At 39.3% G+C, this 17,578-nt stretch carries 16 protein-coding genes, 1 tRNA gene and 2 pseudogenes; 7 read left to right on the plus strand and 12 right to left on the minus strand.

Annotated elements, in window-relative coordinates; all coding sequences use genetic code 11:
- A pseudogene (locus LC608_RS24140) lies at window positions 1-127 on the minus strand (photosystem II D2 protein (photosystem q(a) protein)); the annotation flags it as partial.
- Between the two features lie 626 nt (window positions 128-753).
- On the opposite strand from LC608_RS24140, the gene LC608_RS24145 reads away from it, so the two are divergent.
- The 6 genes and pseudogenes from LC608_RS24145 to LC608_RS24165 all read left to right on the plus strand — a co-directional run bounded on the left by LC608_RS24145 (window position 754) and on the right by LC608_RS24165 (window position 4,961).
- Complete coding sequence (locus tag LC608_RS24145) at window positions 754-1,026, plus strand: hypothetical protein (RefSeq protein WP_012410874.1); 273 nt, start codon at window positions 754-756, stop codon at window positions 1,024-1,026.
- A 13-nt stretch (window positions 1,027-1,039) separates the two neighbouring features.
- Window positions 1,040-1,717 carry an energy-coupling factor ABC transporter ATP-binding protein gene (locus tag LC608_RS24150; RefSeq protein WP_229555990.1) on the plus strand — a complete coding sequence of 226 codons (678 nt, stop codon included), beginning with the start codon at window positions 1,040-1,042 and terminating at the stop codon, window positions 1,715-1,717.
- Between the two features lie 326 nt (window positions 1,718-2,043).
- Window positions 2,044-2,595, plus strand: coding sequence for an NYN domain-containing protein (locus LC608_RS24155; RefSeq protein ID WP_190731514.1), 552 nt, complete (start codon window positions 2,044-2,046; stop codon window positions 2,593-2,595).
- A gap of 144 nt (window positions 2,596-2,739) precedes the next feature.
- Window positions 2,740-2,811: transfer RNA gene (locus LC608_RS24160), tRNA-Asn, on the plus strand.
- A gap of 24 nt (window positions 2,812-2,835) precedes the next feature.
- Window positions 2,836-2,964, plus strand: a pseudogene (locus tag LC608_RS37645) (aminotransferase); the annotation flags it as partial.
- Between the two features lie 761 nt (window positions 2,965-3,725).
- Window positions 3,726-4,961, plus strand: a complete 1,236-nt coding sequence (locus LC608_RS24165; protein WP_229555991.1) for a hypothetical protein — start codon at window positions 3,726-3,728, stop codon at window positions 4,959-4,961.
- Window positions 4,962-5,271: 310 nt separating this feature from the next.
- Here LC608_RS24165 and LC608_RS24170 read toward each other — a convergent pair whose 3' ends face one another.
- Window positions 5,272-6,111 carry a M56 family metallopeptidase gene (locus tag LC608_RS24170; protein WP_229556071.1) on the minus strand — a complete coding sequence of 280 codons (840 nt, stop codon included), beginning with the start codon at window positions 6,109-6,111 and terminating at the stop codon, window positions 5,272-5,274.
- Window positions 6,111-6,530 (minus strand): BlaI/MecI/CopY family transcriptional regulator, encoded by a 420-nt coding sequence (locus tag LC608_RS24175; protein ID WP_229555992.1) that lies wholly within the window; start codon window positions 6,528-6,530, stop codon window positions 6,111-6,113. Before LC608_RS24175 ends, LC608_RS24170 begins: the two co-directional genes overlap by 1 nt.
- 367 nt (window positions 6,531-6,897) lie before the next feature.
- On the opposite strand from LC608_RS24175, the gene LC608_RS24180 reads away from it, so the two are divergent.
- Window positions 6,898-7,638 carry a 2-phosphosulfolactate phosphatase family protein gene (locus LC608_RS24180; protein ID WP_229555993.1) on the plus strand — a complete coding sequence of 247 codons (741 nt, stop codon included), beginning with the start codon at window positions 6,898-6,900 and terminating at the stop codon, window positions 7,636-7,638.
- Window positions 7,639-7,683: 45 nt separating this feature from the next.
- On the opposite strand, the gene rfbD is transcribed toward LC608_RS24180, so the two are convergent.
- The 9 genes from rfbD to LC608_RS24225 form a co-directional block, all read right to left on the minus strand.
- Window positions 7,684-8,574: a dTDP-4-dehydrorhamnose reductase gene (gene rfbD / locus LC608_RS24185; protein WP_229555994.1), complete on the minus strand. Its 891-nt coding sequence runs from the start codon at window positions 8,572-8,574 to the stop codon at window positions 7,684-7,686.
- A gap of 36 nt (window positions 8,575-8,610) precedes the next feature.
- Window positions 8,611-9,156 (minus strand): dTDP-4-dehydrorhamnose 3,5-epimerase, encoded by a 546-nt coding sequence (gene rfbC, locus LC608_RS24190; protein ID WP_229555995.1) that lies wholly within the window; start codon window positions 9,154-9,156, stop codon window positions 8,611-8,613.
- 116 nt (window positions 9,157-9,272) lie between these two features.
- Window positions 9,273-10,349, minus strand: coding sequence for a glucose-1-phosphate thymidylyltransferase (locus LC608_RS24195; protein ID WP_229555996.1), 1,077 nt, complete (start codon window positions 10,347-10,349; stop codon window positions 9,273-9,275).
- Window positions 10,350-10,446: 97 nt separating this feature from the next.
- Window positions 10,447-11,517: a glycosyltransferase family 1 protein gene (locus LC608_RS24200; protein ID WP_229555997.1), complete on the minus strand. Its 1,071-nt coding sequence runs from the start codon at window positions 11,515-11,517 to the stop codon at window positions 10,447-10,449.
- A gap of 20 nt (window positions 11,518-11,537) precedes the next feature.
- Entirely contained in the window at window positions 11,538-12,392 is an 855-nt protein-coding gene (locus LC608_RS24205; protein ID WP_229555998.1) for a glycosyltransferase, read from the minus strand.
- A complete protein-coding gene (locus LC608_RS24210; RefSeq protein WP_229555999.1) occupies window positions 12,370-13,362 on the minus strand; it encodes a glycosyltransferase in 993 nt (330 codons plus the stop codon). The genes LC608_RS24205 and LC608_RS24210 overlap by 23 nt, the downstream gene beginning before the upstream one ends.
- An 86-nt stretch (window positions 13,363-13,448) precedes the next feature.
- On the minus strand, window positions 13,449-14,420 hold the full coding sequence (locus LC608_RS24215; protein ID WP_229556000.1) for a GDP-mannose 4,6-dehydratase: 972 nt from the start codon (window positions 14,418-14,420) through the stop codon (window positions 13,449-13,451).
- Window positions 14,421-14,630: 210 nt separating this feature from the next.
- Window positions 14,631-15,548 carry a glycosyltransferase gene (locus tag LC608_RS24220; protein WP_229556001.1) on the minus strand — a complete coding sequence of 306 codons (918 nt, stop codon included), beginning with the start codon at window positions 15,546-15,548 and terminating at the stop codon, window positions 14,631-14,633.
- Between the two features lie 8 nt (window positions 15,549-15,556).
- On the minus strand, window positions 15,557-17,551 hold the full coding sequence (locus LC608_RS24225) for a glycosyltransferase (RefSeq protein WP_229556002.1): 1,995 nt from the start codon (window positions 17,549-17,551) through the stop codon (window positions 15,557-15,559).
- Window positions 17,552-17,578 lie beyond the last annotated feature (27 nt).

Here is a 17,578-nt window from a genome sequence, read left to right on the forward strand (position 1 = left end):
CTAGGAAGGCGCAAGGAAACAATAGTATCCCTGACCAACCTACGAATACGAAGCGATCGCGCTTGAGCCAGTCGTCTAAAACGTCAAACCACCCTCTACTAGGGGCGCGTCCAACTGCGATGGTCATTAGAGGAAATCTCCAAATATTTATAAGTACAGGTTGTATCTGTATTATAGATGGCTAAATAAAAGCCTTCCATAAGCAGAAAGTTAACCGGCTTGTTAACCAAGTTTACAATTTTTTACACACCTTTAATAATATTAGGTGTAAATCGTTAATTTTTCTAGGGGTTTTGTAATAAAAATTTATTTTTGATTCAGATGAGGTGGGAGTGGGGAGCAAGGGAGATAGACAAGAATTGAGATTCGCTCCCACCTGTTGCGTTAGTTCCCGCTCTTTACGATAACCACGCTTGTTAAAGTGGGGCATTCAGACCCATGTTTCCCCGCTCATTCCACGACAGTTCTTGATGGGGTCAAAAGAAGCAGGGGGGCAGGGAGCAGGGGGAGCAATCCCTGCCCAGAAGCCGTGAAGCGGAGCGGAACATGGGTACAAGGCCCGCCCTTCCAGGGCGCAAGACTTGTGCGGAGTACAAGCTCCGTCTCAGTCCCTCCCCCTTGCTCCCTGCTCCCTGCCCCTCCGCCTCTTCGGTCATTTCCCCCTGCCCCCCGCCTCTCTGCCTCTTTCCCATTTCCCTAGAATCAGTCAGCTGACGCTAAAATGAGTCCACAGTTAAATTTGATTATTGCTAAATGTTTACCATCGATTTAAGCATCAGAAACACTGCTTTCCCTATCTCTGTACAACGTAAGTCAGCAGAGGATGCTGAGGCTGTCTATCAGCTGATTTTGGCAGCAATACGCTCTGGTAACCCTGACATTGTGGAACTCAAGTGCGAGGGCAAGACAGAGAAAAAAATTGCTGTCCGCGCTAGTGAAATTTCTGGGGTGCAGATTGTTCAGAAAGATGGTACAACCCCTGGTGGTGGTAGGCCACCTGGATTTTTCGCTGTAGCTGCTGAGTAACCAAGGTTGACAAATGGCTCAAGTGGGCATTGAGGTCAAGGATTTAAATTTCAATTGGCCTAATGGAGAGAAAGTTATCAAATCTTGCTCTTTAGAAGTACCAAAGGGCGAATTTTGGATGCTCTTGGGTACAAATGGCAGTGGTAAATCAACGTTACTTAGACTGCTGGCAGGCCTACTAGCTCCTGAGTCTGGGGAAATTCGGGTTTTGCACCCCGTTGGCTTTGTCTTCCAAAATCCAGATCATCAACTGGTGATGCCAACGGTTGGTGCTGATGTGGCTTTTGGATTGGTGGAAGAAAAGTTACCGCCTGCTGCTACTAGAGCAAGGGTTGAGGAGGCACTAGGAGCGGTGAATTTGCTTGCCCTCCTACGACGCCCTATCTATGCACTCTCTGGGGGACAGAAACAGCGAGTCGCGATCGCCGGTGCGATCGCCCGTCGCTGTGAAGTCTTATTATTAGATGAACCCACTGCCTTACTAGATCCAGATAGCCAGTTGGATTTAGTGGCTGGTGTGCGCCGCCTTGTCAAAAGTCGAGGTATTACAGCGCTTTGGGTGACACATCGATTAGACGAGTTAAATTATTGTGATGGCGCTTTCTTGCTAGAAAAAGGCTCTCTCGTAGATAGGGGTGAACCTCAACGCCTCAAACAACGTCTAATGGAGGTACACAGTGAAGCCTCTTAATTGAGTACTGTTAGCGCATAGCTATGGTTGAGCCAGTGCTGAGTAAGAGTAAAAAGTATTCAGGCTTTCATAGCCGTACATGCTCCACTACTTTATATGTAGTCTTTTGACTCAGTACTCTTCGTTCTCATTACTACTGAAAATGAACTGCAACGCGCCTTTTAAAACAAAGGCGCGTTTTAAGTAGGTACGTCTGTCTTAGGTTTTAGGTTTATGAGGCTGCCGTATTTTTTATTCTGTGTAGCATAGTGTTACAGACTATGCATCAATTATTATAAAACTTATGAATGAATTTTGTTAACTCTAGAAAATTGTGATTAAAAACCATGCCCCGTTCCTTACTGCAAGCCGTTTTGTTAGTAGACGGCTACAATATAATTGGCGCTTGGCCTTGCCTTAAAAAAACGCGTGATAGTGTTGGACTAGAGGCAGCACGGGGTGAACTTGTGGAAGCGATGACTGGTTATAGTGCGTTCCAAGGTTATGCAACTCAAATAGTTTTTGATGCCCAATATCAGAACTCTTCTAGCAATAAAGAAATAATTACTGAGCTTTTATCAGTTTATTACACTGATTTTGGGCAGACAGCAGATACTTATATTGAAAAATCCTGTGCGTCTATGCGCCAGCAAATAGCCCAATCTTTGATTTCTCGTGTAATTGTTGCTACATCAGATCGGGCACAGCAGTTGATGATACAAGGCTATGGGGCTGAATGGTTGTCGGCACAACAACTTTGTGGGGAAGTAGAAGCTACTGTTTGTCGGATGCGACAGAAGTATCATACGCGCAAACAATCTAAGAGTAGGTTTTTAGCTAATGCCATTGATGCTAAGGCGCGGCAGCGTCTGGCTGAATTACGAATGGGATTACAGTAGATATTAGTATTTAACTAGTCTCTGCTTAAGTTCCTGAATCGGTTTTGACTGCAAAAATTCCATAAATTAAGCATCTAAAAAAAATATTGGCGAAAGTACTTGCCAAATACTATTTTTAGCCCTAAGATTATAAATCGTGAGTGGTCCTCAGTAGCTCAGTGGTAGAGCGATCGACTGTTAATCGATTGGTCGCTGGTTCGAATCCAGCCTGGGGAGTTTATCAATTTTGGATTTTAAGTTTTGGATTCTAGATTATCCGTCAGAGATTTATGGTCGCTTGACTCGACTGTGACGTTTATGAATCATGGGTCTTTTGGTGCTTGTCCTAAACAAGTCCTGGAGTTTCAACAAAGACTGCGATCGCAGTTATTCTCTCTCAAGTTTTGAATAATACTCAGGGAAAAGGCATTAACGAACTAACAGATCAGTTGTTAGCAAATTCAAAGAGCACGATTGGTGCGACTTTGGTCAAGGCTGGAAGAATCTGCTCAACAATTTACGCCTAGTTATTCAACCCGATCAATTTTTCAATTTGCTTAAACCTTGGCTTAGGGTTTTTCTAATTTCTCATTTATCAATTGGCCTTTTTACCACTAATGGCGTCGAGGAATCGAATGCGAGATGCTATGGTAGATACCAAATAATCCCAAGATGTCTTATCTTCCTGTGTCTAGAGTGATGGAAGAGCGTTAAGGTAGCTAACGTTTTCACCAAAGGACGAAATACTTACAACCAACCACGAATATGATGATTACCGCAATAAGTGAGTGCGGGCTTTGGATTAAGCACTGTTCATTCTTATAGTAAGTAGTGGTGTTTTGCAAAAATATCTGAGTAAAAATCCGAAAAGCAGCAGTTTCATTTTGTAGATTCAGTATATACGTACAAAAACGGTATTATAGTCCAAAAGGTATGTAAAAATTATTACATCATACATTATAATATTCTATTTAACGAAGATAATGCATTCCCAGTGCCCTGAGTCCAAAAAATTCGCGGACAGTTGTTAGAAAAAACGTAAGCGATGGCGTTTATCTTAATTATTAAACTAAGTATCAATGTCTTTTTAGCCTTGTCGAACTGATGTAAAATTAACAGCACAAATACTTTATATTAGGAAGTTTAGCGGTATGCCCCTAAGTAGATCAAGTGTATTTGATGCCAATTTCTATCGTGATGCTAATGCTGACTTAGCTGGTTTAAATGATGCTCAAGCTTTATCACACTTTGAAGCTTATGGTTTAAATGAAGGACGTTCCTTCTCACCACTGATTAATTTAAGTTTTTATCGGTCTAGCAATTCTGACCTGGCAAACTTCAACAACAGCCAACTGTTGAATCATCTGGAGAATTATGGTGTAGCTGAGGGACGCAGTTTCTCTCCATTGGTTGACCTGAACTACTACCGTGCTAAGAACAGTGACCTTGCAAGCTTTAACAACGAGCAATTATTTAATCATTTAGAAAACAATGGTATTACTGAAGGTCGTAGCTTTGATCCACTTTTCAATTTTGCACAATATCAGTTGCTTAACTCTGATCTCGCAAATCTAAACAATTCTCAACTTTTGAACCACTTTGAAATCAATGGGATAAACGAAGGGCGTAACTTTTCACGCTATTTTGACTTTAACTACTATCGCACTAACAACCAAGATTTAGCTAATTTGAACAATAGCGAGTTGTTGCAACACTTTGAAATCAATGGGATAAATGAAGGGCGTAAATCTTCACCCTATTTTGATGCTGGTTTCTATAAAGCAAATAATCCCGATTTGACTTCTTTGAAAGGCATCAATTTAGTCGAACACTTTAGTTTATATGGTAGGTTTGAAGGACGTCAGGCTGCCAGTGAATACGCTGGAAAGACATTAGACACTGCTCGCCAACTGACGATAGGTTCAAATTATACTCTAGTATCAGAATATGTAAGTTCATCTGATCCTAATGACTACTATCAGTTCACTTTAAATCAACCTAGTACTGTTACGATAGATAAATTTAGCTTTTCTGGGAGCATCAGTGAACAACTGTTTAATGCAAGCGGTCAGATTTTAGCTTCTACTATTGGTTCTAATACTGGTAACGATCAAAATAGTAGTATATCTGAAGCAACTCAAAGCATTTCATTGAATCCAGGAACTTATTATATACAGATTCAAGGTCAAGGAGAGAATACTAATTACGCATTCTACCTTACTACGGCAGAACAGAATCAAACACAACCTGACAACCCGCTTGGGCTAACATTTCCCGATATAACAGGTGGTACGGATCTGGAGCTAGCGGAGATATTAGCATTGAATAGGGTGATGCAAGGGAATATAGTAGCACAATTGGGTGAGAATAGTAAATTGATGGTCTAGTACAGTAGGGCGGAAATAAACAGACAACATTGGTGGGAGAATAAATAATGAGGTTTAAACCAGTTTAGGCAAGCGGCTCAGGAAATGAGATTGTGTTAAGATACTCCACTAATGTTACCGTTATCCGCATTTAGAAGAAGTTTTCAAGCGATCGCTTTTGCTTAAAACTCGAATAATTTCAGGCTAATTAATTGGGATACTTAGCGCGACTTTGGTTAGCATAAATCCCCGATTTCCCAAGGAAGTTGGGGATTTTTAGCTTTAAATTCTCACAAATAAAATAGCATTGCTATAGCTTTATAAATTCAACTTAACTATGAAATACTACAGCTACTAAAGGTAATAACGCTAGAAGAAAACCATGCCAAGATTGGAATTGAGAGACTTGGGTTGCTTCTGGAGGTGCTAATAGGGCTTCTATTCTCTGTTCTAACCGATCTGCACCAGAGGAACCTAACGCAGCACAGCATATTTCCGGTAGTACTGGGCTGGTACTAACTACTAATAAAAGTGATTCTGCTAACACCAGAGGATCTACCTGTAATGCTGCATAACCGTCAGCACGAAGTTCGCGCAAAGCTAACAATTCTTCCCACAAAGGCTCTGTATTCGGCAACCAAGCGGTGCAGGAACGCACCCAACCCAGCCAGAAAAACCAGAACGTATCCCTGTAATAGTGATGCCCTTGCTCATGGGCTAAGACGCTTTCTAAATGAGCCGGTGAGAGAGTTTGCACTAAGCCTTGGCTAACCACTAGTTCTGGTTGCCAAAAACCGATTTGACCGGCAAACAGCGCCCCCGTTTGCAGCAGTCTGGCTCGTCTATCGCCAACATTCACTAAAGGGCAGTTACGGGCAGATTCTACAGACTGCCAACCCTGGAAGGCAAGTTTAATGCATGAAATGGCAAAGAATGCCAAATAAATTAATGCTAGTAAATAGCTAATTGAGCCTGTATACATCCCGCCCATTTGTCCTTGAGGCCCCATGAAGAGGACAGCGATCGCAGTCATGAAAATTAGCAAGGGCGGAAAGAGGAACAAAAATAGCGATCGCTGCCACCGCCGACTCCAACTGCCTTGGCGTTGATTCCAAGCGGATCTTAACCACCAGGCAACTGCCAAAGCATTCAAAATCATTATTAGATGCATCATTTTTCCTCCCTGGCTTGGCGTGCAGATTGAATCCGTTTGGCGATCGCTGCTATTTGCTCACTGGCTGCTTCATCTAGGCTATCGGCAAAGGCAGCAATAACATCGGGGTTCCCCACTGCCAAAAATCGCTGTAATTGCTCATGAGCTTTGATGACTTCTGATTGCTGCTTACTCAACATTGGCCGCCAGTAAAATGCCCGCTCTTTCTTATCGCAAGCCAGCCAACCTTTATCTGTGAGGCGACGTAAGACAGTAGTGACAGAAGTATACGCTAATTCGCGGTTAGGGTCAGCCAGAATGCGATCGTGTACATCCTTTACTGTGGCTGAACCAAGTTCCCAGATGATATTTAGAATTTCTGCTTCCAACGGGCCTAAAGATAGTTGTTTAGGGCGGTAATCGGGTAAAGGTGCCATAGCAATTTCAATGGGGAGTGGGGAGTGGGGAATAAGTGAATATCCGTCTCTTCGTGCTGTAAACTTGAAGCTGTAACTTTTTCCCCATAAAGATAAGTCTGTTCTTGTTTTAGATTACAAGATAGTGCAGCAGTCTGAAAGTCTATTCAGATAAAAATGGGCTTTTTGAGTATTTATTAGAGACTCTTAAAATTTAGTTAAAACCCCTAACAGATTTATTCCCCAGCCCCATTTATGTATTAGATGACATACATTGTGCTTTTTGATGGTAAAAAGTCCTCTGGGAAAAATTGAGATTATAGTTAGTGGCACCAACTAGGTAAAATGTTATTTGCGACAGTAGTATTAAACTAGGTGTATCCAGCGCGTGAAGCTATTCGTATACCACACTCCTGAATTGACTCCAACGGGTAAAGCGCCAGAATGTGCGATCGCAGTCGATGTCTTGCGAGCCACTAGCACAATTGCGACAGTTTTGGCAGCTGGAGGCGAAGCTGTACAAGTATTCAGCGATTTAGATAAATTAATTGAAGTTAGCCAAAAATGGCCTTCTGAAAAACGTCTGCGAGCTGGAGAACGCGGTGGCGCGAAAGTAGCTGGCTTTGAGTTGGGTAACTCTCCCCTCGACTGCACACCAGAATTAGTCCAAGGGCGTCGCTTGTTTATCAGTACCACCAATGGCACTCGTGCCTTACAACGGGTACAAGATTCCCCAAATCTATTAGCAGCAGCCTTGATTAACCGGGCGGCGGTGGTGCAATTTCTTTTAGATAAGCAACCAGAGACAGTGTGGATTGTCGGTTCTGGTTGGGAAGGCAGTTTTTCTTTAGAAGATACAGTTTGTGCAGGTGCGATCGCTCATAGTCTTTTACAGCAAACACAGCTCTCACCAGAAGAATTAGCTGGTAATGATGAAGTAATAAGTGCGATCGCTCTTTACTCTCAGTGGCAAGATAACTTATTGGGATTACTTCACCAAGCTAGTCACGGCCAACGATTAGTGCGTCTGGACTGTCACGAAGATTTAAAATATTGTTCCCAAACTGATATTTTAGATGTTTTGCCAATACAACATGAAACGGGAGTTTTGAAAAGTAAAAGGGAGTAGGGAATAGGGAGTGGGGAATAGGAAGAAATTTTAATGAACAATATCCTATGCCCCATGCCCAATTTTCAAATCTTTAAGCATTTGCCGGAGTCTTTGTCGCCAATGGGGCGGATGTGTCTCTAAAATTGCTGAAACTTTTTCACAAGCAAGCACAGAATAGGCAGGGCGACGGGCTGGTGTAGGATATTCGGCGGTAGTAATGGGGACAATACGTTCAACTTTCAAAGGGAAGCCGAGCTGTTGTGCTTCTTCAAAAATTGCAACGGCAAAATCATACCAGCTAGCAACGCCGCTATTAGTGTAGTGATAACTACCGCTAATTTCTGGGGTTAACTGGGGAATTGTCTGGGCTATAACCGTGGCTATATCTTGCGCCCAAGTCGGGCTACCAATTTGATCGGCGACGACACGGATTTCTTGGCGTTCTGCACCTAGTCGCAGCATGGTTTTGACAAAATTACTTTTGCCAAAGGTTCCATAAACCCAAGCAGTGCGGAGGATGAGGTGATGGGCGCAAGTTTCCCGAATTGCTTCTTCTCCAGCAAGTTTGGTTTTACCATAAACACTCAAGGGATTAGTCGCATCGGTTTCTTGGTAGGGGCGATACCGATTACCATCAAAAACATAATCGGTGGAAATATGAATTAGAAAAGCTCCTAATTTTTGGCTTTCTTGAGCAATAATTAGGGGTGTGATCGCATTAATAGCGCTAGCAAGTTCGGGTTCGCTTTCTGCTTTGTCCACAGCAGTGTAAGCAGCAGCGTTAATGATGATTTGCGGCTGTTTTGATATGATGACGTTGCGGAGGGTATCGGGTTGGGCAAGGTCTATTGTTGGGCGTTCTACTGAGATAATATCGCCGTAGTATGGGAGTATTTGTTGCAGTTCCTTACCCACTTGACCGTTGCTACCAATCAGCAAAATTGATTTACTCATCCTAATTAGTTTTTGAGCCTAACGCAATCATCAAGCTTAATCAAATACTTCAGCAGTTCTCAAAGATTTCCCGGCTTCGTCTTTAGTTGATAAAATCGGTGTCGTACTCAAAGGCCAATCTATAGCTAAATCTGGATCGTTCCATAGAATTGTGCGATCGCCTTGGGGTGCGTAATAATCTGTAGTTTTGTAGAGAACTTCAGCTATTTCTGAAAGCACGAGAAAGCCATGAGCAAAGCCTGGTGGTATCCACAGTAGGCGTTTGTTCTCAGCACTGAGTTCATAACCTACCCACTTACCGAAGGTAGTCGAACTTTTTCTAATATCTACGGCTACGTCAAAGATAGTGCCAACAATAGCCCGGACAAGTTTACCTTGAGGTTGTTTAATTTGGTAGTGTAATCCCCGCAAGACGTTTTGTTTTGAGCAAGAGTGGTTATCTTGGACAAAGTTGGCAACAATACCAGTCTCTTGGGCAAATTTTCGGTCGTTGTAGGCTTCAAAAAAGAACCCGCGATCGTCTGTAAATACTTGGGGTTCGAGTTGTATAACTTCAGGTATTTTGGTATGTACAATGCTCATCAATATTATTTCGAGTAACCCGCCACAGTGTTAACTGTGAGAGTAATTTAATGCTTGTATTTTACAGCTAACAGGTAACACTTCGACCGTAGCTTGTCCTGTTTTTAACAAGTAAATCACGTTAGTTCAATTTGACAGTCATCGCCAATTAGAAATCGCAAGGCTTTGGGGCGACGAGGTGCAAGAGTCAATTGTGCCCGTTGCCCAATCACACTATCAATAATACGCTGATGAATTCCAGCAATTTTAGCACCTTCTAAAATCACGCTGTGTTCTAAATCGGTATCAATGAGTGTGGCATTGTTGGCAATACTACTATAAGGGCCAATAAAGCAGTTTTCTAAATGACAATTGCTACCGATCACTACTGGCCCCCGAATTGTACAGTTAATTACTTTAGATTTTGCACCGATTTGGACTCGCCCAATAATCTGACTTTGGGCATCGATTTCGCCAAGAACTGATGCTGTCAAATAGGTGTCGAGAATCAATCGGTTAGCTTCTAATAAGTCATCTTTTTTACCAGTATCTAACCACCAACCTTGGAGATTATAGGCTAAAACTTGTTTTTTCTGATTAATTAGGTATTGAATAGCATCAGTAATTTCCAGTTCACCTCTGGCGGAAGGTTGAATATTTGCGATCGCATCAAAGATGAGATGAGAAAAGAAATAAACTCCTACCAATGCCAGATTTGAAGGAGGAACTTTGGGTTTTTCAATTAACTGTAATACTCTTCCTGTTTCATCGACCTCAGCTACACCAAAGGCGCTAGGGTTAGAAACTGAACGTAAGAGAATCAAAGCATCTGGCTGTTGTTGGCTAAATTGTTGCAGAAAATAACGTAACTCACCTAATTGAATGAGGTTATCACCCAAGTACATGACAAAGGGAGAATCTCCTAAAAACGGACGGGCGATTTGGACGGCGTGAGCAAGTCCGGCTGGCTGTTTTTGTACGATGTAGGTGATGTTCGCTCCAAAGTATTCTCCATTTCCGGTTTTCGCTTGGACTTCTGCCCCAGTTTCCGGGCTGATGATGATGCCAATATCAGTAATACCAGTAGCGACCATTTCTTCAATGCCATACCATAGAACAGGTTTATTAGCAACTGGTACGAGTTGTTTTGCTCCGCTATAAGTGAGAGGACGTAGGCGTGTACCTTTACCGCCAGAGAGAATTAGTGCTTTCATAAGGATCGAGGATTAATTACAAGTCATTAGTCAAGATAATCTGAAACCTCGACAAAATCTCAAATCCTGGCATCTAATTCTGGCATTAGTTTATCTTTCATAAGTAACGGGATAAGACTTCGACGGTTGCTTTTCCTGTTTTTTCCCAACTGAATTGTTGGGAGTGAGTAATACCTTGGTTAGAAAGGCGCGATCGCAACTCCGAATCAGTTGCGATTGCTTGCATCGCCTCTGTAATTTCTCCGGTGTTGTAGGGATTGATCAGAATCGCCGCGTCGCCGGCCACTTCTGGTAAGGAGGAGAGATTGGAGGTAATGACGGGAGTACCACAAGCCATAGCTTCGAGGACTGGTAAACCAAAACCCTCCCATAGACTAGGGAAAACCAGAGCGATCGCTTGATTGATGATTTTTGGCAACTCGCTGTAAGGAATATAGTTTAGAAACTTTACTTGATTAGTTATGCCTAGTTGCTCAACTTGCGTTTTTAAAATTGGGGTATAACGGCGATCGCTTGGCCCTGCTAACCACAGTTCATAGTCTTTGCAGTTAGGTAACGCAGCAAAAGCACTGATGAGTCGCTGGATGTTTTTGTATAGGTCTTGGCGACCAATGTAGAGAAAGTAGTTACTTTTGGGTAGATTGAGAAAACGAAAGTGAGTGCTATCGTAAGCGAGGGGGATAGAGGTAATTTTGTTAATTGGAATTTGGTAAAAATCGGTGATGTCTTTAGCTGTAGCGTCGGAGTTGCAGATGATATGTTGGGCTTGCTTAAGGACTTGGGGAACGTAGTAGCGATGGTATGGTGTCAGGGGAGAAAAAGATTTGGGAAACCTTAGGGGTATGAGATCGTGAGACATCACGACAAAGCGACAGTTAGTATAGAGGGGTGCTTCTGGGAGGGGGGAAAATAAAAGGCTAGATTCGAGGTCTTTATAAATTTTTGGTAGTTGAAATTGCGTCCATATTAGACGATTAAAATGCCCTTTTCTGCCTTGGTTGGGTGTTAAGTTTGCAGGAACTAGGTAGCAAGTGTAATCAGGAATTATTCTTGAAGTTAATAATATCGCGTTCAGGAATTTAAAGTAAGGAAATATATTATTGGCGTAGGTTGTTATACCTGTTGGTTTGGTGTTGATAACAGACAAGTTTATTATAATTTTATTCATAAAAATTTTACTGTAGACCTCTAGCGAATTGCTGTTAGACATCGCTTCCAATAGATTAACACTCCATAAAGTTTACCCAATGCCACTTGAGGTTTAATAAATATTAAAACAAATGCGTATGAAATTAGCCTAGTTAATCTGATTGTTTGTACTAGTAAATTAGTATATCTTTCTAATGTTAATAAATAACTGTAAGTACTATGTTTAGTTTTTAGAAAAATATTTCTATCAGTAATTGACGATGCTTGATGTACTACACCGAACTGTTTAGTAACAACAATTAAATGCCCTTGCTTGGCATAGCGTTTACAAAAATCAAAATCCTCATAGTAAAGAAAATAAGCAGGGTCAAATAAAGGATAATCAGAGAATATCTGGCAATTAATTATTAAACTACATCCTGAAACCCATTCGCAAGCAACATAAGCTTTATCTGTTTGTGTTAATAAATCTTTATTCAGAATCTCACCAGTTGTAGAAATAAATTCACCACCAGCAAACCAGACTTCACCTGTAGGAGTATAAATAATAGTACCTATAATTGATACTTCTGGATAAGAATCTAAAAAGAGTTTAACTTTATCTAAAGTATTTTCTATTAAATAGGCATCTGGATTGATTATCCAAACATACGCTTGCGGATCTTGATTGTAGATCCATTTCAAGCCTAAATTACAAGCACAACCAAAACCTAAATTAGTCCTAGCATTAAAAATCAAGACAGAATCAGTTTTTAGATTATCAATAGAATTATCATCAGGTGAGTTATTGATGATAATTAATTTGTAGTTAATATAACTTGCTTTATGTATGGAATTGATTAATTTAAAAATTAAATTTGTAGAATAATAATTAACGGTTAAAAAATAAATCACTGGGTTTAATTTTTCTTATGTCAAACAAAAATTTAAGAATCAAAATTCGTAGGGCTATTCCTTCAGAACCGTACTTGTTTAGCCAGCTTTGGTAACAAAGCTTGAGAATACCTAAACCAAAATCTAATCGTTGATCGTCAAAGGGATCAGACCAACTTAAACCTAATTCATGCTGAAACCGGGTATAAAATGCTTTACTCAAGTTACGATGAATTAAATAGCTTTTACCAGTAATCCGGCATTTTTGACTGAGCCATGCCATGAGTTCAACGTAAAACTTCCCAACATCTTGTCTGACTCCTACTGTATTAGAACTATGAATTCTATAGCGAACTAAAGATTGCCGAATATGTCCAATCTTCCCTTTTTGAATAGCAACCAGCGCTACCCACAAGTCGTGATGCCAAACAATTTCATTTTGTTGGGGAAAGGGAAGAATATAGGTAATCAGAGAAGTACAAAATAATAAAGAGCATCCTGTGAATACATTGCGAAGTAATAATAATTCTGCGGTAGCTTTTTCTGGATTACGCCCTTCAAAATTCCAGGTAGAAGGATTGATAGTATGGTCGTGACTGTTGATAAGTTCCAGATCTGAATGGACTAAAAGTAATTGTTCTGAACGTAGTTTTGTAATTAATATTTTTAGCTTTTCTGGTTGCCAAATATCATCTTGATCTGAAAAGGCGATCGCTGTAATTGTAGAATCTTCAACACAGTATTGCAAACCACGCTCAAAATTGTGATAAGACTTCAGGTTATCGTTATGAGAATGACAGATAAATCGTGAATCATTTTCAACAATTTTTTGAATTTCAGCTTGATATTCAAGTTTGGAACAGTCATCAACAATATGACAAACCCAGTTGTCCCAAGTTTGGTTTTGAATTGACTGGATCTGTTTTTGGAAATATTCAACTTGAGGATTATAGGTTGCTAAAACAATGCCAATTTTTTCTTTACTCTGCATTTGAGTTGAATTTCTAGGTTTAACATCATGAAATATGCAACTTTTTCAAAACTGTAATTAGGAAAATTTTTTATATAAAAACATTGTCAGACAGCCTTTGAACTTAGTTCCTTTAAATCACGATCGAGCATTAATTCAACCAATTGCTCAAAGGAGTACTGTGGACACCAACCTATATTTTTTTTAATTTTCTCAATACTGCCAACTAACTGCATAGGTTCATTTGGTCGATAAAAGGCAGGATCGACTATAACATAATCTTGCCAATTTAATCCTACTAAATTGAAAGCACACTCGACTAACTCTTGCACAGAATAAGTTTGACCGCTAGCAATGATATAGTCATCAGGCTGCTCTTGCTGCAACATCAACCACATAGCGTGTACAGCATCTTTGGCATAACACCAGTCACGACGAGCATCCAAGTTACCTAGTTTCAATTCATTGCTTAAGCCAAGTTTGATTGCAGCAACGGTGTGTGTAATTTTTCTAAATACAAATTCTGTCCCGCGTCTAGGAGATTCATGGGTGTAAGTTAGTCCGCAGCAAGCGAAAAGCTTATATTGTTGGCGATAATTAATAGTCATCCAGTGAGCATAAGCTTTTGCAACACCATAGGGATTGCGGGGACGAAAAGCGGTGTTTTCGTTTTGGGGTGATTCGTCAGGTTGACCGAACACTTCGCTACTAGAGGCTTGGTAAAATTTTGCATCAGGCTTACATCGCCGAACCGATTCCAACAAGCGGGAAACTCCTAGTGCAGTGTATTCAGCAGTCAGAGCTGGTTGTGTCCAAGATAAAGGAACGTAGCTTTGGGATGCAAGGTTATAAATTTCGTCTGGTTGCGCTTGTGTGATTACATCCATTAAAGATGATTGATCTAACAAGTCGCCTGATAGTATCTCAACGTTGCCACCAAGATGGCTAATGCGCTCCAAATTACTCGAGCTGGAGCGCCGAACTAAGCCAAAAACTTGATAGTCTTGGGCAAGGAGAAGTTCCGCTAAATAAGAACCGTCTTGCCCAGTTAAGCCTGTAATTAATGCTCGTTTTACCACTGATTTTGACCTTGCTCTGTCTTTAATGCCAAGTAGGCAGCTATGGAATATATAAATTTTGGGATATATAAATTTTAAATTTTAGATTTAAGAATAAAAATTTAGCCTTTTGCTACTAAAAAAATTACATTTATTAACAACAATAATTTAGATTAACCAAATTTATCATTTTGTTAAGTTTGTAAATACTAAACTTGGTAATCTAAACCTTCAAGACATTATTGCCATTTTTATGTATCTTGATAGCAATCTTAAATCATCAGGTTTCCTAGCTGGTAAAGCCTTTATGAAAGTATCTATTAGTCGATACAGCAGGTTACTTTTTATCAACAAACGGCTACATAAAGGAACTTTGTGATATACGGGGTCATTGAGAACCTTGAGCCAAATTTTATATATATCATCCCAGCCACGTCCAACAATAAAGTTTTGATTGGTTGCTTGCTTGCCATGAATGCGAAATTTTGCAAGTTTTTCGTCAATAAAACCTATATCAGAATTGGAAATAATCCTTAACCACATTTCCCAATCTACAATCTGTGCTAAATTAGCATCAAAATCACCTATTTTATCTAATATTTCTTTTCTAATAAGAACATTTGTTGGTTCTCCTATTTTATTTACTGGGTCTTGAACAAGAACTGTTCTTTTGAGCAATGAACTTCCTTTTTGGATAGGTTGTAAGTTTCCCCAAAATTCATGTAATATATCTACACCGAAAGGTACTTGCATTCCATCATTTACTATCAATTCTCTGGGCGTAAATACCATTCCTATTTCTGGTTTGCTTTCTGCTAGAGCCACCATTTTGTCTACACAGTTACTATCTAATACATCATCTTGAAATAAAAATTTGATATATTTACCGCTTGCTTTAGACAAACAAAAATTCCAATTTGGAACCAATCCAAGTCTTTGATGGCTATAGATTTTAACCTCAAAGTCTTTCTGATTATAAATTTTTAATTTATCAACTAATAAAAGAGAATCGTCATCAGATTTATCATCAGAAATAATTATTTCAATAGAAGAATAGCTTTGGTTAAAGGCACTAACTAATGCCTCTTCTAAAAATATCTCTCCGTTGTATACTGGTATACAAATACTCACAAGAGGTAAGGTACTCATATTAAGCCTCATGAAGAATACAAAGAATTACTGTCTATCAAATTTTGCCATCTTGTTATAAAAATATTTCTATCCTGAAGATTCTCCTTTGCAGATCTTGTACGTCCTTCTTTATGAATCCAAGTACTATCTGCATAATAGTAGGAATATAAACCATATTTATCTCGAAGTTTAAAACAATAGTCGATGTCCTGACATTCTTCTTGGTAAACTGAATCTAAGCCGCCCAAATCTAAAAATAATTGTCTATTTGTAAATAAACAAGCTCCTGTAACTGCTGGCACAATTTGTGAATGAACAACTTTTTTATCGGCGCTTTTGCAGTTTTTATTAATATGTTCAGGAATATATTTATAAGGTTCATGTTTACATATAAATACCCCTGCGTGCTGTATACGGAAATTAGGATATAGTAACTTACAACCAATAGCACCTATTTGATTTTGATTAGTCTCGAAAATCCTAATTATTTCTTGAATAGATGGCAATATCGCTTCTGTATCATTATTTAACAATAAAATATAGCGACCACTAGCCTGAGATGCTAAGTAGTTATTGCCTTCGCTAAAATTATATTTCCCTAAATAAAATACTGGGTCTTCTATTGATTTATAATAAACTTCTGTGTCTGATAATTCTGAGCCAGTATCACCTATAATAATTTCATAATTGATATGTTGTATAGTTTGCTTAATAGATTCTAAGCATGGTTTTAGCAAATTAACTTTGTCCTTAGAAAGGATTAATATAGACAAGTCTATTTTTTCTAAATTACTAAAATATAAGCTGTAGTTACTGGCTTTTAATTGTAGTTTTTTGATTCGAGGTAATGTCGTTTTATTAATGAGAGGCAAAACAAAGCTTTTAGAGTTATCACCGAGAATTGTGCTTAAATGTTTAAGACGAGTTTCATAAAGAATAGAGTTAAGTTTTTGGGCATTTTCTTTCCATGAATACAAAGTTTTAGGAGGTTTATATTGGTCTGCTCGCTGTAGTTCATCTATTATTACTTGTGATAATTCAATAATATTTGACGCTACTTTTGCACCAGTTTCTTTGTGTGCCCCCAAGTCTAATGCAAATGACATACGGCCGACAGCTATAGCTTCAACAAGCGGTAAATTATACCCTTCCCATCTAGACAAAGATACACAAGCACTAGAATCTAAGTAAGCAGAAATTAATTGTTCATTAGATGGGTTTTCAATGCAAATAAGACCTTGATCTTTAAAGTGTTTTACATCTTTGTAAGTATCTGATTTACCAATAAGAACAATTGGCATATTTGTCAAACGCGAAAGTTCTTGTAAATCATTAGTTCCCTTATATCTGCTATAAATTTCTCCTAAGCGAGATACGCAAAGTAAAAAAGGTTTGTCTAAGCAATTTGGTGAGTAACCTCGTGAAGATGCCAAGTTTGCCAGCTTACCTTTTAGCTTTTCATATTGAGGATGTTCAATAATTAAATGATCTGAACCACAATAAACTACATCAGCTTTTGTTAATCCCATATCTTCTTTAACAAAATTGCTGATAGCTATAGCCTTGTGATAGAGATGATGATGTAACCTTCTAAATTCCTTTTGGGTTTTTCTCTGTTCTATTTGTTCGGGAAACAATTCTGGAGGAGGTTCACCATAGTCCCAAGCAATTTTAGTAACGTAAGAGTTCATCTTGAATACTAATTCAAAAAAAGGATCGGTATGAGCAATAGCTACATCACAGACTATTTCAGAAACAGTAGAATTCAATCTAAAAGTAGATAAGGTTATTACCTCTATGTTTCCTACCTGAGAAAATGAAGAGGTGAAAAATCCATCATTAACTAAAGTGTAAATCTTAACCTTGTGTCCCCAAGCTGCCAAATACTTAGCTTGTGTAGCTACTACTAAATCTACACCGTATCCTTTCTTGAGCCTTGCACAGAAAAAAGCTACATTTAGAGAGTTTTGAGATGAAACTATAGACCTTAATCTCAAAAATTTTTCATGATTAAAAATCATATCGATCCTCAATTTGATAGATGCACA

Origin of the sequence: Nostoc sp. XA010 (assembly GCF_020829625.1) — a bacterium.
In the GTDB taxonomy this organism is placed as follows: Bacteria; Cyanobacteriota; Cyanobacteriia; order Cyanobacteriales; family Nostocaceae; genus Nostoc.